Genomic DNA, 23054 nt, shown 5'->3' with positions numbered 1-23054 from the left:
GAAGGTTTTTGGGTTTGTGGATCCGGAAGACAACTTTTGAATCCTCGAAATATACTTTGACGGGCGGAAATGGTCTAGCCTACTTGGTGGGAGCACTTGGGTCTCGTCGCGCTCTGGCGAGTTTGTTATGCCATTTTGTAATCCCTTCGGCCTTGAAAACACGCTCCGACGACCCTGACCCCAGCCGCATAAACGAAAAATCCCAACGATGAACAAGAACCGTTCATCATTGGGATTCTTCGCTTATGCTCAGGGGTCACCCGGGTCTCGGCGCTCTACTTCATGTCATAAGCTTTCTGGAACAACTGGACAATTTCTTCTTTAGTACCCTTTCGTGGGTTGGAGAAAGCGTTACCGTCCTTCAAGGCATTCTCAGCCATCAGTTCAAAGTCTTCTGGTTTGGCACCAATTGCCTTGATACTGCGTGGAATATGGACATCATCGGCCATTTGACGCATTGCCTTGATCGCAAGTTCTGCGGCATCACGTGTTGACAGGCCGTCGGTATTTTCGCCCATCGCTTTTGCCAATTCAGCAAATCTTTCTGGGCATGCCACCAAGTTATACTCTTCAACAATTGGCAGCAGCATTGCACAGCAGACACCATGAGGCGCATCGTACTGGCCGCCTAGTTGATGGGCCATTGCATGGACATAGCCAAGGTCGGCATTGTTAAAGGCCATGCCGCCTAACATTTCAGCTTCGACCATCTTGGTTCGGGCTTCAAGGTTGTGACCGTTGGCAACAGCTTCGCGCAAACTTTCCTCACATAATTTGATTGCTTCAATACACTGACCATCGGTAATTTCGTTGCGGTTGGTTGACACATATGGCTCAATCGACTGGACGAAAGTATCCATTCCAGTTGCAGCAGTCATTGCGGCTGGCACATCCAATTCAAGCATCGGATCGTTGAAGGAAACCAGCGGAATGTTACGCCATGAAACAACAACGAACTTCAATTTGGTCTTTTCGTTGGTGATCACACAGTGGCGGGTTAATTCAGAAGCAGTTCCGGCAGTTGTGTTGACAGCCATCAGTGGTGGCAATGGATTCTCCAAGGTTTCAATTCCGGCCAATTTGGTAATATCATCGCCGTTGGTCAAAATAATTCCGGTTCCTTTACCACAATCGTGTGAAGAACCACCACCAACCGTGATAATACTGTCACAATCATTGTCCAAATATACTTGCTTGGCAGCTTGAATATTGCGAATCTTAGGATTTGGTTCAACACCATCAAAGATCACGTATGAAACGCCGGCAGCATCCAATGAATCCAGTGTCTGAGCAACCGGACCGTTGTCCATTCCCCGAAGAAACTTGTCAGTGACGATTAACGGTTTCTTCATGTTCAACATCTTCGCACGATCACCAATCTTTTTAATAACACCTTTCCCAAAAAAGTTCACACTAGGCATTAAAAAATCAAAATTTTCTTTCATGAGTTCTTCCTCCAATGATTATTCATATTCTTAAACCGCTTTCATCCTAACACCTTGTGAAAAATATGTAAATAGGCTCAACAAAAAAGTTCGACCTTTTTTAAGGCCTAAATTAACCCACAATCCTTTGTAAATAAAGGCTTTATTTCAGGACTTCATTTTCGTTGTCGCGATCGTTTAAATGAACAGACAGCGTAAAACTGTCCATATTGTGAAATAACGAACCACAAATTTTCGATAGGCCGTTGACCTTTAACGAAATATATTCTACAATTATGTATATTTTAATTTACTTAAGTGTTGATGAGAAGAGTAGCATTTTTAAACTGATAAAGAGAGCTTCGATTGGTGAGAGAAGACTGGTTAAAAATGTGAAGATGATCTCTGAACTCCGAATCGGTCACCAAGTTATTTTGGTTTGGCTAATTCGACGTCAGCAAGCGTTACTTTGCCGAGTATCCCATCCATCAAGATGGCGTACTTAATGAGGCTGAGGTTGTGAAATCTCAGTGAAGCCAGGTGGTAAAGTGAAATAGCCTTCACCCTGAACAGCGTTAACACGCATCGTTTAGGATGAAGGCTTTTTTGGTGAAAAAATTTAAAGGAGAATGAGCATATGTCTGACAAATTAATCGATATTGATACATTACTTGCACAAGCTGGAAACCGGGATAACCACGATCAGTACCACTCGGTTTCAACCCCGATTTATCTCACGTCAAACTTTCGTCACCGCGACTTGGAGGATGCGGAGACCTTTGATCCGCACAAACAGTACTCCTACTCACGCTTATCAACGCCGACCAGAAGCGTCCTTCAAAAGACCCTCGCCGACCTGGAAGGCGGTGCCAATGCATTTGCGGTCAGTTCCGGAATGGCGGCCATCCAACTGGTCTTTTCGTTATTCAAGTCTGGGGATGAAATCATCACCTCAGACGATTTGTATGGCGGCTCGTTTCGTTACTTTGATTACCTGGCAGACCACTACGGTGTCAAATTCAGTAAATGGAACGGGAAGGATTACGAAAAGTTAAGTGACTTGGTGACTGCCAAAACCAAGGCAGTTTGGCTGGAGACACCCTCCAACCCCACCATGAAAATAATTGATATTCAAAAAGTGGCTGATCTGATTCATGCGGCCAATCAGAACGCCTTGGTCTGCGTCGACAATACTTTTCTAACGCCTGTGTATCAACAGCCACTCCGTGAGGGGGCAGACATTGTCGTCCACAGTGCCACCAAATACCTTTCAGGGCATAACGACATGTTGGCCGGCTGTGTGATTGCCAAGTCAGAAGAAATTGCCAGTGAACTGGAATTCAATTTCAATACAACCGGCGTCACTTTGGACCCCTTTGATTCCTGGCTACTGTTAAGAAGCCTCAAAACGTTGGCCGTGCGAATGGAACGCCACACCAGCAACGCTAAATATGTCGCAGCGTGTTTGAAGAAATTGCCTCAAGTCCAAAAAGTCCTGTATCCTGGCGTCGGTGGCATGATCAGCTTTTATCTACAAAACATGGACCAAGTTGACCGGCTGTTTAAACACCTCAAAATTATTTCATTTGCTGAAAGCCTGGGTGGTGTCGAAAGTCTGCTGACCATCCCTTCTCTTCAAACGCACAGCGACATGGCCAAAGAAGATCGCCTAAAGCTTGGGATTACTGATGAACTCTTACGACTGTCGACAGGATTGGAGAACCCAAAAGATTTGGCCAACGATTTGACCCAAGCCCTGGGTGATTAAGTCGCGTTTCGGACTGATCCGCCACAGTCTGGCACCTCGATAATTAATATTAGTGAGCCATAATAAAAATCCTCACCACTTCCAGCAATTGGAATGATGAGGATTTTTCATTGTTCAGTTTGGTTCATTTGAGCGATTTTTACATAAAAATTGGCAAACGATAACTGGTAGTATGGCTGCAGCCACAGCAACAAAATGCCGTAGGTGAACGAGTTGAGGATGTACCAGCCAATAAAGCTCAATTCCATGACAAAGTAATCCATCTTGTGGCCGACCATCATTTTTCGACTCCGGGTAATTGCTTCCAGATACCCAATCGGCTTGCCGGCATCCACTGAATCCCGGTAAATGTTTAAGGCCTGTGAATAGGCAAAGCCCTTGATAATTCCAGGAACAATCAACAGTACGGACCATAACAGTGTCAGTACAGTCGTGATAATGCCAATCATAATCGCGCCGATGAAGTATTGGCCATGATTCAAGATAGTAAACGACCTGGTCACTGGTTGGTCAAACGGTACTTTGTTGCGAATTAGGTCAATACAGACAAACATCATTCCAGACAAGAGAAGGCCGGAAACGATTGAGATCAAAGTCGAAATCAGCCACAAATTCAACAGTTCATTACTGCCAAAGTGGGCAGTTCCCTGAATAATTTGATTAAAGGCCTGGTTGGTATCAACCTCGTGCAGGGGATTGGTCGAATAAGCCACTGAGTATCCCAGCTGAATAATCACTGCCGGCAGGAACAATAAGATAAAAAACGGAAAATGACTGCCAATTATACGCTTGGCTTCTAATTTCATTCCAACACGATCCATAAGTACCTCCAAAATAATTGATACTGTCTATTTAACCATAACTTGGAGGCCTGCCGCAATGATACCACCGGTTAATGGACCAAACATCGGTACCCAGGAATAATACCATTCACCGCTGCCACGATTGGGAACCGGAATAACGGAATAGGCAAATCGCGGGCCCCAATCACGGGCAGGGTTCAGCGCAAACCCGGTGGTCGTCCCAACGCCAAGACCAACCACCATGATCAATAGGCCGACAACTAACGGTTTCAGCCCCTGGGTAAAATCTCCCAGGTTTAGCAGCGCAAAGACAAACACAAAGGTTGCGACAACTTCGGATAGATAATTGGAAACCGGCGAATAGATGGCTGGTCGGGTCGCAAATATGCCAACCGTGTTGCCATTATCAACCGTTGTCGTTCTGAAATGTGGATAAAAGATCATCATGATCGTCGCAGCCCCAAGAAATGCGCCAAGAAATTGGCCCAATAAATACGGCACCACCTGATTCCAGGGAAAGAGCCCAAAAATAGCATAAGGAATCGTGACTGCCGGATTCAAATGGCCCAGTGACCCCAGTGACGAGGCCACATAGACCCCCATCGTTACCGCCATTCCCCAAGCCACACTGATAAACGTCCAGTTTGAGCCTTTGGCGTAAGTTTGCTTAAGGTTGGCACCGGCACAGGCGCCAGTCCCCAGCACAATCAACACGTACGTTCCAAATAGCTCACCGATAAATCCATTCATATTCTCACCCACCAAAATTTTTGTATTCAATCACATTTTACAGGTTAGTGGAGCGAGATGAAAGCCCTTTCGAGGTCAAGTGGTTCAACCACAACACCAGTCCAAGAGCGACAACGGCGTAGACCGCGCCACCCGGGCCAACCGCGTCAAGGCTGAGGTTACTGACAATCACCCCACCAGTCGCTGATCCCAGGGCAATCCCGAAGTTGGAAAAAATGGAATTCAGAGACGAAGCCAACACAATTGACTGTGGATAATCCTTTTCAGCAATTTGCAAGAAGAACAACTGGATCGGTGAATTAATCAGCGGCATGGTGAAGATGACCAGCGTCAAAAGCAGTGCTCCCGGCCAACTGAAGTTGAAGACAAATGGCATCAGCATCATTAAAATGAACTGGCCAATATAGACAAACGGCATCCCTTTCATCCCAGGACCTTCACTTAAGCGGCCACTGGCACGGTTACCAATAATGTTGGCAATTCCAAAGACGGCCAGCAAAATGGTCAGCATTGAGACTGAAAAATGCAGTTGATTGGTAATAATGGGCCGAAGGTAAGTGTAGAAGACGTAGATTGCGGCCAGGTTAAGCATTGGCAGCAGCATACCGATTTGGATCCGGTGATTGCCCAGCAGTGCCAGCTGCCCGGAAATGGTACTCTTCTTTTGTTTGAAGTCCTTGGGCAGGCTGACAAAAATGAGGCCCATCGTCAAAACTGAGATCACAATGACCGTTAGAAACGAGATCCGCCAGCCAAACTGGGTTGAAATCCAGGTTCCAAGTGGCACGCCGACAACCGAGGCGATTGAGAAACCGGAAAATACCCAAGATAACAGCCAGCCGCGTTTAGCCATTGGCGCTACATAACCGGCAAAGGTCAAGCCAAGTGAGATCGACACGCCGGCCACCATGGCAGTGACCACTCGTGACACCGTCAGCATTAAGAAGTTGGGTGCCAAAAAGCTTAAAATGTTGCCAAACGTGAAGACAGCCATTGCGACCATCAAATCCCAGAATAGATTGAATCTTCCAATCAGGATTGTAATGAACGGCGTACTAATGGCATAGACGATCGCAAATGCCGTGACCAGATACCCAACAGTCGCAACCGACACGTTGAATTGGTGACTCAAGTCATCCAGGATCCCGATAATTAGGAATTCACTGAACCCCAATACAAATGCAATAAGAACTAAAACGAAGCTTTGAAACTTGAATGTTTTCATTGATTTCTCATCCCCTTTATTGATTTCTGAAAAGCACAACTTTTTCATACTACAGGTTTTGGTAGAAATTATCTAGCGTTTTCCAGGGAAAAGTTCTGAGGATGTTGGATTTAATGTGGTTGTAATATTCTGGTTTGCATTTGGAGGCTGCCTAGCCTACTCGGCGACGCCCCTGACCCCTGCTACACAAAAAGACAGCCAACGATGAACAAAGTTCGTACGTGATGTTTGGTGCATTTGCATCGATTTTATAGAGCTTGAGGTTCTTCTATTATTTCCTGCTCCCTTCGGCCTTTGAGCTATGCTCCGACGCAACTGATGCTAACGTGTAAAGGGGCGGTGATTAAAATCCAAAATCAGGATTTCAATCACCGCCCCTTTACACACCGCATCACCCGTTGCTTGTCGCACACTACAAAAAAGGAACCCGCACACTATTTGCGAGTTCCCTTCTCAAATGCATCAACTATTTTAATTCGTTCTCCACAGCTGATGCCTTAAGAGATATTCCACTATTCAAAAAGCATCACCTCCTTTTTTGATTGGTAATAGAATACAACCAATCAAAATAAAATGCAAGCTGTTTGAATCCTCAGTCATCATAGTCATTTTCATGATCGTTCTGCAGGACATCATCGCCTACCCAATACTGCTTGCCGGACTGATTGCCCAACGTAATTCGATAGAAATCCTCATGATCGTACTCGTTATCATCGTCATCTTTGAAGGTTGCGATCGCCTTTTGATTGACGTGAACCTTGGTGTTTTCCGAAACGTTTAAGTTATCCCACGAGTAAACTTTGTTCGAATCAACGGTTCCCGGGACATTCTGATACAAATATTCTTCACGATACTCCCGGTCAAGGGAGGTTGTAAAATTGGCCTTTTCATAGCGAACTTTGACTGCCCGCTTGGCGTGAGTAATCGTCGTCGAAGTCGATGCCGAATTAGTAGTTGAAGAAGTCGTCGAGCTGGACTGCTCTGTCTTCGTGCTGCTGGAACTTTCACTGCTCGAATTATTTGACTGATTCGAACAGCCAAACAATCCCAACGGCAGAATTAATAGCAGCAACCCGGTGATGAATGCTTTTTTCATACGCTGGCCTCCTGACGAAGTCGTTTGTTATAATACCTGTCTTTATTATAAATGATCAGGTAACGAAATTCTAACAAACCGCTTCGAAGAGACCGTCTCATCAGTCTAAAACAGTGTATGAATATTTGTGTTCATATTTATGGTTTGGAAACACATGATAAGTGCCAATGCCATGATATTTGATTAAGACTTTCTTGTAGGATCCGCCAATCAACTTCTTAGTGGTCTTGTACTGACCCAGGTCTTTTTTCGAAGACTTTGATTTATTGAAGAGGTACCAAGACCCCCATTTGCTGACCTGAAGCTTACGGTCATCCTTTTTTGAAGGGGTGTAAGATTTGCCATTGGTGGTGAAACTGTGCGTGGTAATCTTGATGACATTAAACTTACCGCTGCCACGATATTCGTACCAGGTGCCCCGCAATGCTTTGGGGGTCGTGGTTGAAGTGCTGGCATCCGCCTTGGCTGGAAGAGCTGCTAACTGAATTCCGAAAACGATTGCCAGTGCAAACATAAAAATTTTGAATTGTTTCATTATTCCGCCTCCCATGAGTTATAACAAGTATATCATCGATTACCGAAAAGTTATTTTTCCATCCGACTACAATTACTTTACAGAAAAAGCCTTTGACATAAAGGTTCTGTCAAAGGCAATAGGGCACTGGATTGGAAAACTATTTGTTTGATCAGTTTGCATCGAATCAACCGGCTGATGACTGTTTTTGTAAACAATGTTACGAACTCACGACAACCTTTTACACTTTAATCGTCAAAGCGGCTTTCAATTGCCCTGGCGTGGGCTTCGAGACCTTCAACCCGTGCCAGAGTCGTGATGGCATCCTTTTCATTTTTCAGGGCATCCCTAGTATAGGAAACAAATTGTGTCCGTTTAACAAAATCTTGAACTCCGAGCGGCGAGAAGAACCGTGCCGTGCCCCCGGTTGGTAAGATGTGATTAGGGCCTGCGAGGTAGTCGTCCAGGGGCTCGGAAGCTGAAAATCCAAGGAAGACGGAGCCGGCGTTTTTGATTTGGTTCAAGTATTCAATGGCATCGGGTAATTGGACTTCCAAATGTTCCGGGGCAACGGCATTCATCAGGGTAAAGGCATCGTCAATATCGTCTACGACGGCAATGAAGCCTTCATTATCCATCGCTGCTTTGGCAATTTCCTTTCTGGGCAGTAAATCAACTTGGCGATCCATCTCCTTGCTGACAGCTTCGGCCAGTGAACGGTCATCGGTGACTAAAATTGGTCGGGCCAATTTGTCATGTTCTGCTTGAGACAATAAATCCGCAGCAACCTGGCTGGGAACCGCCTGGGACCCGGCGATCACACCAATTTCTGAGGGACCGGCAATCATGTCGATGTCGACCTGACCAAACACCTGCTTTTTCGCCGTTGCGACAAACACGTTACCGGGTCCGGTAATCTTATCCACCCGTGGCACCGTTTCAGTTCCGTATGCCAAACTAGCAATGGCTTGGGCACCGCCAACCGTATAAATTTCATCAACCCCGGCAATTTTAGCAGCCGCCAAGACCGCCTTATTTAACCCGTCCTTTTGTGGTGGCGTAACCATGACAATTCTTGAAACCCCGGCAATCTTGGCTGGAATGACGTTCATCAAAATGGAAGACGGATAAGCTGCCGTCCCACCTGGAACGTAGAGCCCAACTGCTGCCAGTGGGGCGATTTTTTCACCGCGAATAACGCCTTTCTTTTTCGCATCAATAAAACTGTCTTCCACTTCCATTTGGTGAAATGACGTAATATTAGCTTTGGCAAGTTCCAAGGCTTTAATCACTGTGTCATCAGTCGCTTCATAGGCATCGTCAATTTCCTGTTGGGTGACTTTCAAACTCTCCAGCTCGACATTATCAAATTTCTGTTCGTACATTTTCACTGCCTGATCACCATCTTTGATGACATTGGCGATAATTTCCCGCACTGATTTTTCAACTTCTTCACGGTTAGCAACCGCGTTGGTCCTGATGGCAACCTGTTTCAATAATTGGTCTAAGGAATCTTCAATAATTTGCATATAAGCCACTCTCCATTTCAGATAACCAAACATTCATTACAATCAAATCCTATGAAATAAAAAAGTCCCCAGACATTGCCGAAGCAATATCTGAGGACGATCTTTCGCGGTTCCACCTCACGTTCATCGTTTTCTTACAAAAACGACCTTACGCTGCTCGTAACTAGTCGTCCAAATTGGAGAACAGTTACAGTAGCCGTGGTAACGCTCACTAGCGGGATAGCCTACTTGGTTCAGCTAACCAGTTCATAGATGTGTGTTCACTGCCACTCACATCCCCTTCTCACCAGCGGGGCTCTCTTTATGTGAGTTAAGCAATTACTTTTCTAATCGTAACTTCATGTTTATTATTTATTTTTAATTTGTTGATACATGTAATTTACCACCACTGAGAAATAAGTCAAGCCTAATTTAATAATCTTTAAATATTAAAGAAAATCGAGAGAAACATGGTCAGTGTGCCGCCCATCACGAAGAAGTGCCAGATTAAGTGCATCCCTGGAACTCTGGGAATGCTGTAAATCAATGCTCCCACGGTAAAAGTCACGCCGCCGGCAACCAGCAGCCAAAAACCGCTGGTGCTCAAATTGTCATATAGCGCTTTGCCCAAGAACATACATAACCAGCCCATCACCACATAAATGGTGGTTTCAGTCTTTTGAAATCTGCCATGAAAGACAACGTGGCTGATGATCCCACCAATTGCCAACACCCAGACACTGGCCAACAGAAGGTTGCCAGCCCAGTTGTGGACAAAAATGACACAATAAGGAGTGTACGTTCCGGCAATCAAGATGAAAATATTGCTATGATCCAGGATCTGAAAGACGCGTTTGGCTTTGGTAAAAACAAAACAGTGGAGCAACGTTGACGCCAAATAGAGTGAGAGAACTGTCGCACTGTAGATGATCAAGCTGACAATTGCCCCCATCGAAAGCCCATCACGTAAAGCTTTGTTCACTAATAAAATGGACAACCAAATCGCCACAAAAAACGAAACACCGTGGGTGACAGCATTTAATACCTCATAGATAATTTGTTGATGACGCCTTTTAGCCATTAATTCATTCATCACGATGCCTCCTTAGCATCATAATAAGCTATTCTATTTTCTAAGTCAAGATAACATAGTTTTAAAGTCTACGTACTTTATTTTTCGACTATCCTATGCAATAATACTAGTATTCAATTCGAAGGGGAATACCATGACTAAAGATAATTTTACCAAAAAATTAGCGGCGATGACCATGCCGCACTTTGAAGATTTACCTAATTTGGATTTGTATATGGATCAAGTGATTGACGAGGTCAACCAATATTTGGCACCAATCACCCACACTGAGATTACCAAATCCATGATCAACAGTTACGTTAAAAAAGGCCTGGTTGACCGCCCGACCAAGAAGCGCTACTCACGGGTTCACTTGGCCAAAATTCTGGTGGTGAGTCTGCTCAAGCCAATTTTATCGCTGGATACCATCGACCAGGCAATGAAAATCGCCCTCAAACTCGACTCCGCCCCCAAAGCTTATGATCAGTTCATTGACCTGTTCAATTCAGTTCATTGACCTGTTCAATCAGGAGCTGACAGATGTGGACGCTGATCATTTGTCAGCTAAACAGTACCAATCAATGGCAATTAAGTCACTGCTGTACAAATTAGTGGTGGATGATCTTATCCAGACGAGTAAGCAGGCATAAAGGACGTTTTACTAAGTGAATTCAACAGGTTGCACTATAATTAACTTGTAAAGATATTTTAAATTGACGGGGGTTGTGATTATGGATAGAAAAGCGTTAAAACTAGACTCTAAGAGCCTATTAAATGCTCATTTTAAATTTTTCTTTTTGCTATTTTTACCAGTATTTATTCTTGAATTTGTTGGCGGCTATATCTATGCGCCAAAAGAAGAGCTTTACGATATTAACGGTGAACCAATCTGGACCAGTGCCCAGACTTTCGGCATGATTCTAATTCTGCTCGGGTCTCTGGTCGCCATTGGCGTCGCCTTTATCTGTATCGACGCGATGCGACAAAAGTTGACCTATGATCAGCCGCTGCAAAAGTCGATGACCATCTTCAACAACGTTGACTATTTCTTGGGAACCATTGTCATTTACATCATTGAGCAGGTTTTGATTATTCTTTGGATGATTCTGTTGATCATTCCTGGGCTTATTAAAGCCGTCGCCTACTCCCAGGCATTATACATCTACCGCGATGCCGTTGACCGGGGCGAAAAAATCAGTTATTTGGATGCCATTACCCGCAGTCGTCAATTAATGGACGGCCATAAGTGGGATTACTTTGTAATGGCCCTCAGCTTCATTGGCTGGGGACTGTTGGTTGGCATTACCCTGGGGATTGCGGCCATCTGGGTTCAACCTTATATGCAACTCAGTTTTGCCAATTTCTATCGCGAGTTGGTGGATGAACACGAAGCGCAGGTCCATCAAGAAGCCGATCGAATCAATGTTACACCGGCAGCCACTTCTGGAAATCAACCCACAACCACCAACGATTCAAGCCATCAATCCGACAATGAATCCAATGACGATTCGGACGACTCATCAAATCAATAACCATCTAAATAAGGTTCGGCCTTCTCTAACTGAGTGGTCGGACCTTTTATTATCTCAATTAATTCTGTCACAATCAGTTTAAAAGTGTCAACGTCCGCATCAGTCGCGCGTTTTGGCACCAATTAATATGGTATTATACAGATACAAGTAATGATAACGATTGGAGATTTTTGCGATGCGGGTGACAACTTTTGGAGAGATCATGTTAAGGCTGACGGTTCCGGATAATCAGAAGTTGGTTCAGGCGACTTCGTTCAATGCCAATTATGGCGGTGCGGAAGCCAACGTTGCCGTTTCACTGGCTTTGCTGGGGGATCAAGCGGCCTTTATCACCAAACTCCCCAACAACGAAATCGGCGACACCGCCATTTCAAAACTAAAGGCGTTCGGCGTCGACACCAGCCGCATTCGTCGCGGCGGCAGCCGAATCGGTCTGTATTTTCTCCAGCAAGGCGTCAGTCAACGAGCCAGTGACGTGATTTATGATCGGGCGACCAGTGCCTTTGCAACATCAGAAGCGGCTGATTATCCGTGGAATCAACTACTGGATCAGACGGATGTTTTCTATATTTCGGGGATCACTGCTGCCCTTTCAACTAACCTACAGATGATTCTTTTATCAGCCGTTAAGTTCTGCCGCAATCACGCTATCAAAGTGATTTACGATGCTAATTTTCGAGGAAAACTCTGGACGTCTGATCAAGCAGTTGCGTTTAACCCACAAATTCTGCCGCTCGTCGATGTTTGTCTGGTCCACGACGAAGATATCGAGCAGGCCTTTGGCATCAAAGCCTTTCAATCGGCCAACCACCAAGCGATCGATCAAAAGGCCACATTTAAGCAAGCAATCACGACCCTCGTGGCGAAGTTCCCCAACATCACAACCGTGGCCAGTATCTTACGGAACATTCATAGTCCCCAAAGCAGCCAATGGATGGGAATCATGAATTATCAAGGTCAATTCTATGAGAGCCCGATTTACGATGTCGAAGTTCTCCCTGAGGTTGCTGGTGGTGACGCATTCGGCGCGGCCATTGTCCATGGAATCGGCCACAATTTCAATCCGCAGTATCAGCTTGATTATGCGATGGCGGCTGCAGTTTTGAAGCTGACCATCCCTGGGGACTTTAACCTTTCTTCAGATGCCGAGATCAAGGCGGCGATGATTTCTAACAATGGCAAAGGGAAAAATCCAGTTAATAGATAACAATCAGCGTGGGAAAACAAGCGTTTAGCTTCCAGAGGATAAGGGGATTATCTAAATATCCAGGGTTTGGATATTTAGATAATCCCCTTATCCGGCCGGAAGCTGCTTGTTTTCCCACTGTTCGGCTCGGTAATCGGTACACACTAAGAGAATGCAAAAGGGGTTGCGACAAAACTAATCATTTTGCCGGCAACCCCTTTAATATATCCTCGTTCATAGTTAAAACAAATATAATTAAGCTCATCTGTCCAAAGTCCTATTGATTCTTCCGGATGGTTTCCCACAACCCATTCAAATAGGTCACTCCCAGTGCCCGGTCGTACAACCCATACCCTGGCCGTCCCTGTTCACCCCAGATATTTCGCCCATGATCTGGTCGGAGATAGCCCTCATAATCGTTGTCTGCCAGTGCCTTGACAATCTCATACATATCCAGTGATCCGGCCGACGACAAATGAGCAGACTCATGGAAGGCTGTTTTTGTCTGGTTCATGAAGCGGATATTACGAGCATGAATGAACGGTGCGCGGTTTTTTTGAACAAATTCGCGGATGATTGCCGGCACGTCATTTTGTGGATTCTCTCCCAGGCTCCCGGTACAAATCGTGAAGGCGTTATAGGGTGATTCGTACAGCTGCTCAATTTTGAGCATATCATCGCGGTTTTTATAAATCCGTGGTAAGCCAAACAATGGAAATGGCGGGTCGTCGGGATGCATTGCCATTCGGACGTCATACTTTTCACAAGTGGGCATGATGGCATCCAGAAAATATTTTAAATTTGACCGTAATTGGTCAGCGTCCACATCCCGATATTTGGCAAATAATTGTTGGACATGGGCCAAGCGTTCAGGCTCCCAGCCTGGCATTTCAAAGCCCTTGGAGCCCGACATAATTTGGTGAATCAGTTCATTCGGATCATCAGGTAACATTTCAGGCTGGTAAGCCATGGCATTCGAGCCATCCGGCAACTGATAGGTTAGATCGGTCCGCAGCCAGTCAAATACCGGCATAAAATTGTAGCAAATCACCTTCACGCCGGCTTCAGCCAGGTTCTTGATGGTCTGCTGATAATTTTCAATATATTGATCCCGTCCAGGCTGACCGGTCTTGATATCATCATGAACATTGACCGATTCAATCACTTCAAAACCCAAGCCGGCACTGGTGACCGCTTGCTTCAGCTGAGCAATTCGATCCTTTGGCCACACCTCACCGACAGGAACGTCATAAAGTGCCGTGACGGCCTGAGAAACCCCTGGTATTTGGCGAATCTCCGCCAGTTGAACCGGATCATTCTGCTCGCCGAACCATCTGAACCCTATTTTCAAGACAATCGTCCTTTCCAAACCATTAATGTGCTACTAATATATCACTTTTAAAATTCCCGGTCAAAGTCGCTGCCACCCCATTTCATTCACTTTGACGGTTCAGGAAAATAATTAATATGGTAACATATTCTCAGTGGATCGATTTTAAAAAAAGAAAGATGAGATGACATGGAAAGTTTACAAGACAAGGCCTATAACGCAATCTATACCAAAATCATGAATCTGGATTTGTACCCCGGTCAACAAGTCTCCGACAAACAATTTGAAGAAGAAATTGGGGTTAGCCGGACCCCTGTTAGAGAAGCCATGCTCCGTTTGCGGCGGGACGACATGCTTTACTCGCTTCCCCAAAGCGGCACTTACGTCACTCGAATTGACCTGAAAAAATCACTGGATGCCCGCTATGCCCGCCAGTTGTTGGAATCAGACATCGCCAAGTCAATCGGTGGCACTGTTTCCGATGACCAAATCGATCAGCTGTCAGCTGTGGTCGAAGAACAGCAAACGGCCTCCAAACGTGATCAGATCCAACGATTCTTTCAAATGGACAACCATTTTCATCAAAAGATTTACGAGTTTGCCAACAAACAAAATATTTGGAATTGGCTAATCAGTTTCAGTACCGACCTGAATCGCTATCGGCTGCTCAGAGTTTATGACGCCAACCTGCCCATGAACAGACTGACCCAAGAACATCGAGATATTATCAATGCCTTCAGTGACCATGATGCGGCAAAGGTACACCAACTGGTTTATAGCCATCTCAATTTAATGCTCAGCGAACAACAATCAGTGCTTGATAAATTTCCAGACTATTTCACCAATATTAATTAGAACTCACAGAATTACTCCGATCAAACAGTTCTTTTACAGTTTTGTTAAAAAGACAAAGTGGGCAAAGGTTGAATGTTACACTTTTTATTGAATGAGGAGGAGATTATATATGAAAATGAATCAATTTTTGCGATTGGCACTGGTTACCTGTGCAACCACAATCACAATTGGAATGGGACTTTGGGGGCAGACGCGTACGGTCAACGCCAGTTCAAGTTCCTATAAAACTGTCTCAACCACAGCGATAAAGAAGACGCCCTATCACAAAAGTTCGACCAAGGGCGCGGTGTATAACGCTTCACACACCAAGAAGGTTGCAAATTTAAAGACCTACCCGTACACCACCTGGTACGCGACGGCCAAGGTGACTTTGAAGCATGGCAGTTCAAAAGCACTCTACTATAAAGTGAAAAATGGTTCCGGAACAGTTTCTGGCATTGTTTGGCATAAGTACTTAAAGGCCGGCACCTCACCATTTGGGCTCAAATATGCCAAGTCTGCGGTCGCTTTGGATGTCAATACCAATAATAACGTGTGGACAAAAAACGCCAACACTGCTCGACCCATCGCTTCTCTTTCCAAACTGATGACCCTCTACCTGGTTCGTCAAAAGATTTCTCAAGGCAAAGGTACTTGGTCCAGTAAGGTCACCACGAGTAATGCCGGTTTGAAGAAATTAGGTAAATCCAATGTCTTCGGCGGCTTTAAATTCAACCACAACAGCTACACTGTTCGTCAGTTGTACCTGGCAGGTCTGATTGAATCATCCAATAACGCCGCAATTGCCCTTGGACAATGGGTTGCCGGCGGTTCAACGCCTGCTTACAACAAAAAATTCATTGGCATGATGAATAATCAAGCCAAGGAATGGGGATTGAAGCACTCATCATTTGTTTCGGCTTCCGGGATGGAACAGAATAGTTTGGCTCCTTATGGTTACAGTATTGGTGCTTCCAAGAATGCCAATTACGTTTCAGCCAGCGATATTGCTCAAATTTCCCGTCACTTCGTTGTTGATTACAACGATATTTTGACCGACGCTTCAGTTAAATCAATGAAGGTCGATGGTCAAACGCTTCACAACTACAATAACCTGCTGCCAGGACGAAAGTATTATCAAAAGTCCCTGAACGTTGATGGCTTAAAGACCGGCTACACCGATCCGGCGGGTTACTGCTTCGTCGGAACTGGTCGTAAGTCAGGCCATGACCGGATTATCACGGTTGTCCTGCATGACGAAAACGAGTTTACCGAAACCCGGTCCTTGATGAATTACGTTTATAACCAGAATCTGGCTTAGTACTGTGTGGATGCAGCATCTTGAGTAAAGGATCAGACAATTATTTCCCTCTAGAAATGATTGCCTGATCCTTTTTGAATTGGTACAAACCCTAATTGACTTATTGGCGAAAAAATCATAATCTTATAGATAGTGATTTCATTATACAAATAGTTGAGTTTCGGGGGAGCGTCTACATAATCATGGAAAATGAAAGCAATTATGACCTATACACACGGCTCAGTCCGCGTTGCTGGTCTGAAGCACTGGTCGCCAAAGCAGCTGAAAACGAATTGAAGTATCGCGCCATTCATGGTGATGGTGAGGCTCGAATGCTGTTAGAGCTGCATCAACTGGAACCGGCCAAAAAGCCTTTATTCGGCCACGCAGTCCATTCCAGAGCTGAAAAGATGCGTTCGTATAAATTCATCTATACGTTGCATTTGAAGTTTGGCCATTAAACAATCTAAAAAGCCGTTGAGACAAAAGTTGATTTCTTTTGTCCAACGGCTTTTTTGAATTCAGTTAGATGTTGGCATCCCAACACCACCGCATTCAGTTACATCGCTGTCATTCCACCATCAATCACGAATTCAGATCCTGTTGAGTAGCTAGCGTCATCTGATGCTAAGAAGAGCACCATTTTTGATACTTCTTCAGGTTCTGCCACTCTTTGCAGCGGAATTGATTTTGCAAACTGCTTGATGACTTCTTCACTATCACCTTGGTGAATCATTGGGGTGGAAATTACCCCTGGGTGAACCGAGTTAACCCGGATGTGAGAACCGGCCAACTGCAATGCTGCAGCTTTAGTCATCCCACGAACGGCAAACTTGGTATCGGTGTAACCAATCGCACCACCAACCAGACCGTTCATTGATGAAATATTAACGATACTGCCGCTGCCATTCTTCTTCATGGCTTCAGCTGCGTATTTCATCCCCAAGAAGACGGAAAGCTGGTTGATCTTAAAGATCTTCATGTAGTCATCGAGAGTGATATCGGAAAGCGGTTTGTTAAAACTGATTCCGGCATTATTAACCAGAATATCCAGCTTACCGAACTTCTTCACCGTTTCATCAATGACGTTCTTCCAATCATCTTCACTGGAAACATCCTGCTTGATAAAAATAACGTTATCGCCTAATTCATCAGCCAGAGCGTTCCCTTTTTCTGCGTTAATATCGGTAAGCGCAACTTTAGCGCCTTCGTTAACGAACATCTTGGCGTGACTGGCACCCATTCCTTGAGATGCACCAGTAATAATTGCAACTTTGTTATCTAATTTCCCCATATGTCATACCTCCTTGTAAGCGTTTCCTATCTACAAGTACAGTATAACTGATTTATTTTAATTTCCTAAATGTTTTGCTTATTAAAATTTGAGGAGAATCTTTTTCTTCTTGGCATTCTTTTCCAACTTCTTGTGAGCCCACGCAGCATCCTCGTAGGACTTCTCCAAAACCGGGTCCTCCAGCAGATAACCGTCAGCCATCAGCCGATTAATAAACTTAGCCGCATCTTGAATTTGATCCAGTGGCGCGTTGCTGATCACAAACCCGCTGATTGTCTTTGACTGGGTATAAAACTGACGGACGTCAAACGAGAATTGATTGCTCTTTGGTGCTGTAATCAAGCAGACTTTGCCGCCCGGCTTCAATGCCCGTAAATTATCCTGGAGTTGAACTTGCCCAGAGGTATCGACCACATAGTCAACTTTTTGAATTTCAGCCTTGGAGAGCTGTTTCTTTAATGACTTATCGTAATTCAGACATTGATCGCTTCCCAAGCGATCCAGCAGGTCAAAGTCGCTCGTGTTGGAAGTCGTGACCACCTTGAGTCCCATAATGTGGGCCATCTGGACAAACTTTGTTCCAACGTGGCCGGCGGCGCCTTCAACCAGGATTGATGCTCCGGAGACGGCCCCAAACACTTTGGTCAACACGATTGCGGCAGTTGCCGCTGAATGAACGGCGGCCACCAATTGAGTCGGCTCCACGTGTTCGGGCACATGGAATAGTCTGGCCGCGGGAATGGCAGCGTACTCGCTGGTCACCCCTTGGCGGCCGGCATAGCCCATGCTGTTGGTCCAAACCCAGTTGCCTTTGGAAAAACCGGTGACGTCAGCTCCGACTTCTTCAACTTGACCAACGGCATCCCTGCCGATCACAAACGGAAAATTGGTATCGGTTTTAAAAGATCCCGAACGGACAAACGTGTCGACATGGTTGACGGCCACCGCATTCACTTTAATTAACACTTCATCATTGGTAATTTCAGGCTTCGGCAACTCACCAATCTTGATGTCCTTTGCCTCACCATTTTGTGTAATATATGCTGCTCGCATAATAATGCCTCCCATCCAGATAGCTGATTCTTAACACCTTGATTATAAGGCCAAAACGATAAGTGAACAGGAATAAGAACCATGAAAAAATGGGTGTAAAAAAAGCCTGAGCATTATCAAGCGTGCTCAGACCCTGAAAGTGAGAATGGATTCAATTCAGCCGGATTTTCAGTTAAAACGGCGATCTTGACAACTCATCAGCATTTAAGCAAATAAAGCCATTATTTCAAGCCGGAAATAATCGATTTATCCCCTTAAATCTGTCAGCCAAGCCGCCTGCTAACTGAAGAATCACTTGCTCAACCACTGAATCTTAAACTGCTGCTCGCCGTCAATCGAATGAACGGTTTCTTCATCCCCATTAACCGGTGCATGCGGGATTCTGAAGCTGGGGTGCATGTGGCTGGTAAAGTCAAACTCATAACCAATCCCAGACTTTTGCTTTTCAGCTTTCATCAAACCAAACGTGCCATCAGACAGTTTAACGATCTGTTCCTTCTTTTTGGAAGGGTCAACATAAATTGTTGTCATAATCTGCACCTCCACTTACATTATAGCAGTGGTTTTTGGTACTGATGACATTAATCAAAAGTTATCGCTGAAACGCCCTTGACTTAGAGTCCACTTCAAAGTTTATAGTGAAACCAATCCCATTTAAATCCTAGTCACCAATTTGTTGGAAACGAGTATACTGAAATTAAGACCTTTTCAGAAAACAATTAATTAATCAAAATAATAAGGAGTCATAATGAAACAATACACAAATCAATATTTTGACGGTGAACGACCACTGTTTGCCGAAACCAACGCGGACATTTCCGGCACCACATTTGGCACCGGGGAATCCCCTCTCAAAGAAAGTCGCAACATTCACTTAATCGATTCAATTTTTACCTACAAATACCCACTGTGGTACAGCAAACACGTCAAGGTTGACCACTCGATCTTAGAAACCATGGCCCGTTCAGGAATCTGGTACACTCACGATATTGAAATCAACGACAGTGCGATTCAAGCGCCCAAAATTTTCAGGCGCTGCAGTGATATCACGCTGAATAACGACCACTTTTCCGACGCCAAAGAAACCCTCTGGAACTGTCAAAACATCAAGATCAACAACGTCCAGGCCAACGGAGATTATTTTGGCATGAATAGTGAAAACATTTCCGTTGACCATCTGAATCTAATTGGCAACTATGTCTTTGACGGTGCCAAAAATGTCGAGGTCCATCATTCAACTCTCGTGTCCAAAGATGCTTTCTGGAACTGCGAAAACGTCAAGATCGTCGATTCCACAATTAACGGTGAATATCTGGCATGGAATACGAAGAACCTCACGCTGATCAACTGTACGATTGAAAGCGATCAGGGGTTATGCTACATTGATCACCTCACGATGCGTAACTGCCGCTTACTGCGGACCGATTTGGCATTTGAATACTGTTCTGACATTGACGCAGAAATCAACTCAAACATCATGAGTGTCAAAAATCCAATCAGCGGCACCATTCATGCTCGTTCAATCGGTGAGGTTATTATTGACCCTACCAAAGTCGATCCAAGTAAAACGACTATCATTACTGATAACAAAACATCTAAAAAGGAGACAGCCTAATGTATGACTTTACTTCAATGATTTCGCGGCGAAATACCGATTCAGTTAAATGGGATGTCAAACCTAATGAGCTGCCAATGTGGGTCGCCGACATGGACTTCAAGGTCGCTCCCGAGATTCTCGATGCAATGCGTCAAAAAGTTGACTTTGGCATCTTCGGATACGAGGAACCGCACACCGATTATTTTGATGCAGTTGCCCACTGGTACCAAACGGAACATCATGCGACAATCAACCGGGATTGGATGTTCTTTTCGACTGGCGTTGTGCCGACGATATCCTCAGCTGTTCGCCGCGTCACCAATGTGGGCGATAACGTCCTGGTTCAAGCGCCGGTTTACAATATTTTCTATAATTCCATCGTGAACAATGGTCGCCATGTGTTGTCATCCGATCTGGTCTATGATCAAAAAGCCCACCAGTATCAGATTGATTGGGATGATTTGGACGCCAAACTGGCCGAGCCGCTGACCACCATGATGATCTTGTGCAACCCACACAACCCAATTGGAAAAGTGTGGACCAAAGCTGAACTTATTAAAATTAACCAGCTCTGTCTCAAACACAGCGTCACCCTGCTGTCAGATGAAATTCACGGCGACTTGGTGTTTAAGGGTGCTGACTACACGCCAGTGTTCTCATTGCCAAATGAGCTGCTGCAAAACGTCATCGTCTGCGTCTCACCCAGCAAAACATTTAATGTTGCCGCCCTGCACGCCGCAACGGTCATCGTTCCAAACGAAGCCCTGCGCAGCAAAGTGAACCGGGGAATTAACACCGATGAACTCGGCGAACCCAACCTCTTGGCGATTCCGGGCACCATTGCCGCCTACACCAAAGCGGGCGACTGGGTCCATGAACTGAGAAACCAAATTCGGGCAAATTACGAAATGGTCGTCAAATTCTGCCAGGCAAACATTCACGAAATTGTCGTGGTTCCGTCAACTGCCACCTATTTGGTCTGGATCGACGTCAGCCAACTGACCGACGACTCGGCAAAATTAGCCGCTTTCATTCGCGCCCAAACCGGCCTGTATCTTTCTGCCGGCGATGTGTATGGCGGTGATGGCAACCACTTCTTGCGAATGAATATTGCCAGTCCGAAAACCATGGTTGAAGATGGCTTGAACCGGCTGCAACAAGGGATTAAAGAATTTAAAGCCACCAACTAACTACTTAATTGAATAATCAAATCATTCAGCCCCAATCAAAAATCCCGAAGACTTTTTGATTGGGGCTGAATGGGTTATAAATGACAGTTATTTAAATTCAATGCCATATAAACAATTATCGTATGTCCACTGCATGATGGCCTGTAAATCACCAGTTTCGTAATAATCGGCCAGTAATGTGTTAAAGGTTTCTAATTGGTTTTCATTGATATTAACAATTCCGGCACCGGCATTAATCAAAATATAATTGGCAGACAAAATAGCAGTCCGCTTGTTACCATCCCAGAAGATCTGCTGCCGCATAATCTCATACATTATTTGAAGCGCCTTTTCAGTAGCAGTCTGATCATCACCCATTATTTTTTGAATTACGCTTTTGACATTATTGACATCTGGAACTGGCGGTACATACTGAACACCGCCGATCTGGACACTTCCAGTCCGAATTTGTCCGGGGACGAGGGCATCTTCGGCCGCGACGATTCGATTAATTTGCCGACAAATATCTAATCGAAATGGTTCACTGTGACTTAATACAAATTCCAACCCTTTTTTGAGACTAATGATGACCTGAATATCATCAATCGAAACACCAGCGACACTCATGCCGTCAATAATCGTCTTGGTTTGCGGCAGAGTCGTATTAACTCCCTCAAATTTTGAATTAGAATACACCATATTGACAAGATTCTTTTTCGTAAGAAAGCGATTTTGTTTGAGAGTAAGATTGAATTTATTTTCCATAATCGCCCCTCTTTTCTATACCATCAATTTGATTATCTCAAACATTCTTAAGTCTGTATACCTTTGCATCAATTACCAAAAATGATGGCAAATGGCAGACTTGCTGCTGGCTGGAGGAAGCAATCAAAAAAGATCTATTCAGTAGTCGAATCATTTCAACTCCTGAATAGATCTGAATTAATTTAGGCTTCAACAATCTTGCCAACAGCAATCGGCAACGTCGTATGCTGATCATATTTACCAACGGCACCTTGGATGGTATCAGGTAAATCCATCGACTGAGGAACCCCGTGAATGTAAACCACCCGCTTCTCAAGGTGGAGGTCGGCATCATTAAAGACTTCCTTGAACTTCTCGCTGATTTCGCCCAACGGCACTGTCTTCTCGTAGTGGAAATGACCGTCGGCATCAGAAGTTGGGTAAGTGTCAGTTGGGATATCCATCTTCTCCGGAGCGTCGTTAAACGGGACCATTGTCGTTCCGGACACTGGTTCGGTTTCCGGCAAGTCAACGTAGCCGTCATGGTTGGTGTCTTGGGCGGCAGTTGCCGGTTGAGCATCCCTGCCATCTGGGAAACCGTGAAAATGCATCCAGTGTTGGGTGTTTGGTGACGTATGATCCATCGTGATTTCAACAGTTAGTGTATCGCCATCAATCGTAAATGTGGCCTCACCAGTAGGATGAGTACCAATCTTGTCGCCATTCAATGAAGTAATTTCTGCTTTGTATGTTTTTGTCATGAGAAACGCTTCCCTTGTATAATTTGTTGATCCAACCTAACTATACGCGCTATATGAGTTGTGTACAATCTATTTATTTAAATTTTCCAGAAAA

General features: G+C 44.8%; 24 protein-coding genes and 1 other annotated feature. Of the genes, 9 read left to right on the top strand and 15 right to left on the bottom strand.

Translation table 11 applies throughout. From position 1 onward, the window contains the following. Positions 1 to 275: 275 nt before the first annotated feature. Together KE627_RS09140 and KE627_RS12460 are read right to left on the bottom strand one after the other, a co-directional pair. Positions 276 to 1445 carry an iron-containing alcohol dehydrogenase gene (locus KE627_RS09140; protein ID WP_013727477.1) on the bottom strand — a complete coding sequence of 390 codons (1170 nt, stop codon included), beginning with the start codon at positions 1443 to 1445 and terminating at the stop codon, positions 276 to 278. 408 nt (positions 1446 to 1853) lie between these two features. Then, positions 1854 to 1988, bottom strand: coding sequence for a hypothetical protein (locus tag KE627_RS12460; protein WP_260169405.1), 135 nt, complete (start codon positions 1986 to 1988; stop codon positions 1854 to 1856). A 73-nt stretch (positions 1989 to 2061) separates the two neighbouring features. Between KE627_RS12460 and KE627_RS09135 the strand changes: the two genes are divergently transcribed. Then, positions 2062 to 3192 (top strand): trans-sulfuration enzyme family protein, encoded by a 1131-nt coding sequence (locus KE627_RS09135; RefSeq protein ID WP_014939596.1) that lies wholly within the window; start codon positions 2062 to 2064, stop codon positions 3190 to 3192. Between the two features lie 107 nt (positions 3193 to 3299). On the opposite strand, the gene KE627_RS09130 is transcribed toward KE627_RS09135, so the two are convergent. From KE627_RS09130 to trhA, 7 genes are all read right to left on the bottom strand, one after another. Then, on the bottom strand, positions 3300 to 4013 hold the full coding sequence (locus tag KE627_RS09130) for a DUF975 family protein (RefSeq protein WP_013727475.1): 714 nt from the start codon (positions 4011 to 4013) through the stop codon (positions 3300 to 3302). A 27-nt stretch (positions 4014 to 4040) separates the two neighbouring features. Continuing rightward, entirely contained in the window at positions 4041 to 4745 is a 705-nt protein-coding gene (locus KE627_RS09125; RefSeq protein WP_013727474.1) for an MIP/aquaporin family protein, read from the bottom strand. 37 nt (positions 4746 to 4782) lie between these two features. Beyond that, the gene (locus tag KE627_RS09120; RefSeq protein ID WP_056938992.1) at positions 4783 to 5970 is read right to left on the bottom strand and encodes an MFS transporter; all 1188 of its coding nucleotides are present in this window, start codon (positions 5968 to 5970) and stop codon (positions 4783 to 4785) included. Positions 5971 to 6562: 592 nt separating this feature from the next. Beyond that, a complete protein-coding gene (locus KE627_RS09115; RefSeq protein ID WP_056938991.1) occupies positions 6563 to 7066 on the bottom strand; it encodes a hypothetical protein in 504 nt (167 codons plus the stop codon). A gap of 100 nt (positions 7067 to 7166) precedes the next feature. Continuing rightward, complete coding sequence (locus KE627_RS09110) at positions 7167 to 7601, bottom strand: hypothetical protein (protein WP_013727471.1); 435 nt, start codon at positions 7599 to 7601, stop codon at positions 7167 to 7169. Between the two features lie 227 nt (positions 7602 to 7828). Further along, the gene (hisD, locus tag KE627_RS09105; protein WP_056938990.1) at positions 7829 to 9109 is read right to left on the bottom strand and encodes a histidinol dehydrogenase; all 1281 of its coding nucleotides are present in this window, start codon (positions 9107 to 9109) and stop codon (positions 7829 to 7831) included. A gap of 89 nt (positions 9110 to 9198) precedes the next feature. After that, positions 9199 to 9452, bottom strand: a binding site (T-box leader). Between the two features lie 78 nt (positions 9453 to 9530). After that, positions 9531 to 10181, bottom strand: a complete 651-nt coding sequence (gene trhA / locus KE627_RS09100) for a PAQR family membrane homeostasis protein TrhA (protein WP_013727469.1) — start codon at positions 10179 to 10181, stop codon at positions 9531 to 9533. Positions 10182 to 10314: 133 nt separating this feature from the next. Between trhA and KE627_RS09095 the strand changes: the two genes are divergently transcribed. The 3 genes from KE627_RS09095 to KE627_RS09085 all read left to right on the top strand — a co-directional run bounded on the left by KE627_RS09095 (position 10315) and on the right by KE627_RS09085 (position 12899). Continuing rightward, positions 10315 to 10677, top strand: a complete 363-nt coding sequence (locus KE627_RS09095) for a DUF1836 domain-containing protein (RefSeq protein ID WP_225427176.1) — start codon at positions 10315 to 10317, stop codon at positions 10675 to 10677. 214 nt (positions 10678 to 10891) lie between these two features. Next, positions 10892 to 11692: a DUF975 family protein gene (locus KE627_RS09090; RefSeq protein ID WP_013727467.1), complete on the top strand. Its 801-nt coding sequence runs from the start codon at positions 10892 to 10894 to the stop codon at positions 11690 to 11692. A 175-nt stretch (positions 11693 to 11867) separates the two neighbouring features. Further along, on the top strand, positions 11868 to 12899 hold the full coding sequence (locus tag KE627_RS09085; RefSeq protein ID WP_013727466.1) for a sugar kinase: 1032 nt from the start codon (positions 11868 to 11870) through the stop codon (positions 12897 to 12899). A gap of 256 nt (positions 12900 to 13155) precedes the next feature. Here KE627_RS09085 and uxuA read toward each other — a convergent pair whose 3' ends face one another. After that, entirely contained in the window at positions 13156 to 14229 is a 1074-nt protein-coding gene (uxuA, locus tag KE627_RS09080) for a mannonate dehydratase (RefSeq protein ID WP_013727465.1), read from the bottom strand. A 168-nt stretch (positions 14230 to 14397) separates the two neighbouring features. On the opposite strand from uxuA, the gene KE627_RS09075 reads away from it, so the two are divergent. The 3 genes from KE627_RS09075 (at position 14398) to KE627_RS09065 (ending at position 16803) form a co-directional block, all read left to right on the top strand. Beyond that, positions 14398 to 15063, top strand: coding sequence for a GntR family transcriptional regulator (locus KE627_RS09075; RefSeq protein ID WP_013727464.1), 666 nt, complete (start codon positions 14398 to 14400; stop codon positions 15061 to 15063). A gap of 109 nt (positions 15064 to 15172) precedes the next feature. Beyond that, the gene (locus KE627_RS09070) at positions 15173 to 16363 is read left to right on the top strand and encodes a D-alanyl-D-alanine carboxypeptidase family protein (protein WP_056938989.1); all 1191 of its coding nucleotides are present in this window, start codon (positions 15173 to 15175) and stop codon (positions 16361 to 16363) included. Between the two features lie 182 nt (positions 16364 to 16545). Further along, positions 16546 to 16803 (top strand): hypothetical protein, encoded by a 258-nt coding sequence (locus KE627_RS09065; RefSeq protein ID WP_013727462.1) that lies wholly within the window; start codon positions 16546 to 16548, stop codon positions 16801 to 16803. A gap of 98 nt (positions 16804 to 16901) precedes the next feature. On the opposite strand, the gene KE627_RS09060 is transcribed toward KE627_RS09065, so the two are convergent. From KE627_RS09060 to KE627_RS09050, 3 genes are all read right to left on the bottom strand, one after another. Next, positions 16902 to 17636, bottom strand: coding sequence for a glucose 1-dehydrogenase (locus tag KE627_RS09060; RefSeq protein WP_013727461.1), 735 nt, complete (start codon positions 17634 to 17636; stop codon positions 16902 to 16904). Between the two features lie 81 nt (positions 17637 to 17717). Further along, entirely contained in the window at positions 17718 to 18689 is a 972-nt protein-coding gene (locus tag KE627_RS09055; RefSeq protein ID WP_013727460.1) for a zinc-binding dehydrogenase, read from the bottom strand. 291 nt (positions 18690 to 18980) lie between these two features. Further along, on the bottom strand, positions 18981 to 19220 hold the full coding sequence (locus KE627_RS09050; protein WP_013727459.1) for a hypothetical protein: 240 nt from the start codon (positions 19218 to 19220) through the stop codon (positions 18981 to 18983). Between the two features lie 217 nt (positions 19221 to 19437). Between KE627_RS09050 and KE627_RS09045 the strand changes: the two genes are divergently transcribed. Next, positions 19438 to 20304: a DUF3737 family protein gene (locus tag KE627_RS09045; protein WP_013727458.1), complete on the top strand. Its 867-nt coding sequence runs from the start codon at positions 19438 to 19440 to the stop codon at positions 20302 to 20304. Next, a complete protein-coding gene (locus KE627_RS09040) occupies positions 20304 to 21476 on the top strand; it encodes a MalY/PatB family protein (RefSeq protein WP_013727457.1) in 1173 nt (390 codons plus the stop codon). The genes KE627_RS09045 and KE627_RS09040 overlap by 1 nt, the downstream gene beginning before the upstream one ends. Positions 21477 to 21563: 87 nt before the next feature. On the opposite strand, the gene KE627_RS09035 is transcribed toward KE627_RS09040, so the two are convergent. Continuing rightward, positions 21564 to 22220: a Fic family protein gene (locus KE627_RS09035; protein ID WP_056938988.1), complete on the bottom strand. Its 657-nt coding sequence runs from the start codon at positions 22218 to 22220 to the stop codon at positions 21564 to 21566. A gap of 182 nt (positions 22221 to 22402) precedes the next feature. After that, a complete protein-coding gene (locus KE627_RS09030) occupies positions 22403 to 22960 on the bottom strand; it encodes a hypothetical protein (RefSeq protein ID WP_013727455.1) in 558 nt (185 codons plus the stop codon). Positions 22961 to 23054 lie beyond the last annotated feature (94 nt).

Source organism: Lentilactobacillus buchneri, assembly GCF_018314255.1.
GTDB classification, from domain to species: domain Bacteria; phylum Bacillota; class Bacilli; order Lactobacillales; family Lactobacillaceae; genus Lentilactobacillus; species Lentilactobacillus buchneri.
Note: the sequence above shows the minus strand (reverse complement) of the source record. Positions and strands in the feature narration are given on the sequence as shown.

Excerpts from the sequence above, each read along its gene's own strand:
- KE627_RS09140 (WP_013727477.1), bottom strand. The coding sequence starts at position 1,445 with ATGAAAGAAAATTTTGATTTTTTAATGCCTAGTGTGAACTTTTTTGGG.
- KE627_RS09135 (WP_014939596.1), top strand. The coding sequence starts at position 2,062 with ATGTCTGACAAATTAATCGATATTGATACATTACTTGCACAAGCTGGA.
- KE627_RS09130 (WP_013727475.1), bottom strand. The coding sequence starts at position 4,013 with ATGGATCGTGTTGGAATGAAATTAGAAGCCAAGCGTATAATTGGCAGT.
- KE627_RS09125 (WP_013727474.1), bottom strand. The coding sequence starts at position 4,745 with ATGAATGGATTTATCGGTGAGCTATTTGGAACGTACGTGTTGATTGTG.
- KE627_RS09120 (WP_056938992.1), bottom strand. The coding sequence starts at position 5,970 with ATGAAAACATTCAAGTTTCAAAGCTTCGTTTTAGTTCTTATTGCATTT.
- KE627_RS09115 (WP_056938991.1), bottom strand. The coding sequence starts at position 7,066 with ATGAAAAAAGCATTCATCACCGGGTTGCTGCTATTAATTCTGCCGTTG.
- KE627_RS09110 (WP_013727471.1), bottom strand. The coding sequence starts at position 7,601 with ATGAAACAATTCAAAATTTTTATGTTTGCACTGGCAATCGTTTTCGGA.
- hisD (WP_056938990.1), bottom strand. The coding sequence starts at position 9,109 with ATGCAAATTATTGAAGATTCCTTAGACCAATTATTGAAACAGGTTGCC.
- trhA (WP_013727469.1), bottom strand. The coding sequence starts at position 10,181 with ATGAATGAATTAATGGCTAAAAGGCGTCATCAACAAATTATCTATGAG.
- KE627_RS09095 (WP_225427176.1), top strand. The coding sequence starts at position 10,315 with ATGACTAAAGATAATTTTACCAAAAAATTAGCGGCGATGACCATGCCG.
- KE627_RS09090 (WP_013727467.1), top strand. The coding sequence starts at position 10,892 with ATGGATAGAAAAGCGTTAAAACTAGACTCTAAGAGCCTATTAAATGCT.
- KE627_RS09085 (WP_013727466.1), top strand. The coding sequence starts at position 11,868 with ATGCGGGTGACAACTTTTGGAGAGATCATGTTAAGGCTGACGGTTCCG.
- KE627_RS09075 (WP_013727464.1), top strand. The coding sequence starts at position 14,398 with ATGGAAAGTTTACAAGACAAGGCCTATAACGCAATCTATACCAAAATC.
- KE627_RS09070 (WP_056938989.1), top strand. The coding sequence starts at position 15,173 with ATGAAAATGAATCAATTTTTGCGATTGGCACTGGTTACCTGTGCAACC.
- KE627_RS09065 (WP_013727462.1), top strand. The coding sequence starts at position 16,546 with ATGGAAAATGAAAGCAATTATGACCTATACACACGGCTCAGTCCGCGT.
- KE627_RS09060 (WP_013727461.1), bottom strand. The coding sequence starts at position 17,636 with ATGGGGAAATTAGATAACAAAGTTGCAATTATTACTGGTGCATCTCAA.
- KE627_RS09055 (WP_013727460.1), bottom strand. The coding sequence starts at position 18,689 with ATGCGAGCAGCATATATTACACAAAATGGTGAGGCAAAGGACATCAAG.
- KE627_RS09050 (WP_013727459.1), bottom strand. The coding sequence starts at position 19,220 with ATGACAACAATTTATGTTGACCCTTCCAAAAAGAAGGAACAGATCGTT.
- KE627_RS09045 (WP_013727458.1), top strand. The coding sequence starts at position 19,438 with ATGAAACAATACACAAATCAATATTTTGACGGTGAACGACCACTGTTT.
- KE627_RS09040 (WP_013727457.1), top strand. The coding sequence starts at position 20,304 with ATGTATGACTTTACTTCAATGATTTCGCGGCGAAATACCGATTCAGTT.
- KE627_RS09035 (WP_056938988.1), bottom strand. The coding sequence starts at position 22,220 with ATGGAAAATAAATTCAATCTTACTCTCAAACAAAATCGCTTTCTTACG.
- KE627_RS09030 (WP_013727455.1), bottom strand. The coding sequence starts at position 22,960 with ATGACAAAAACATACAAAGCAGAAATTACTTCATTGAATGGCGACAAG.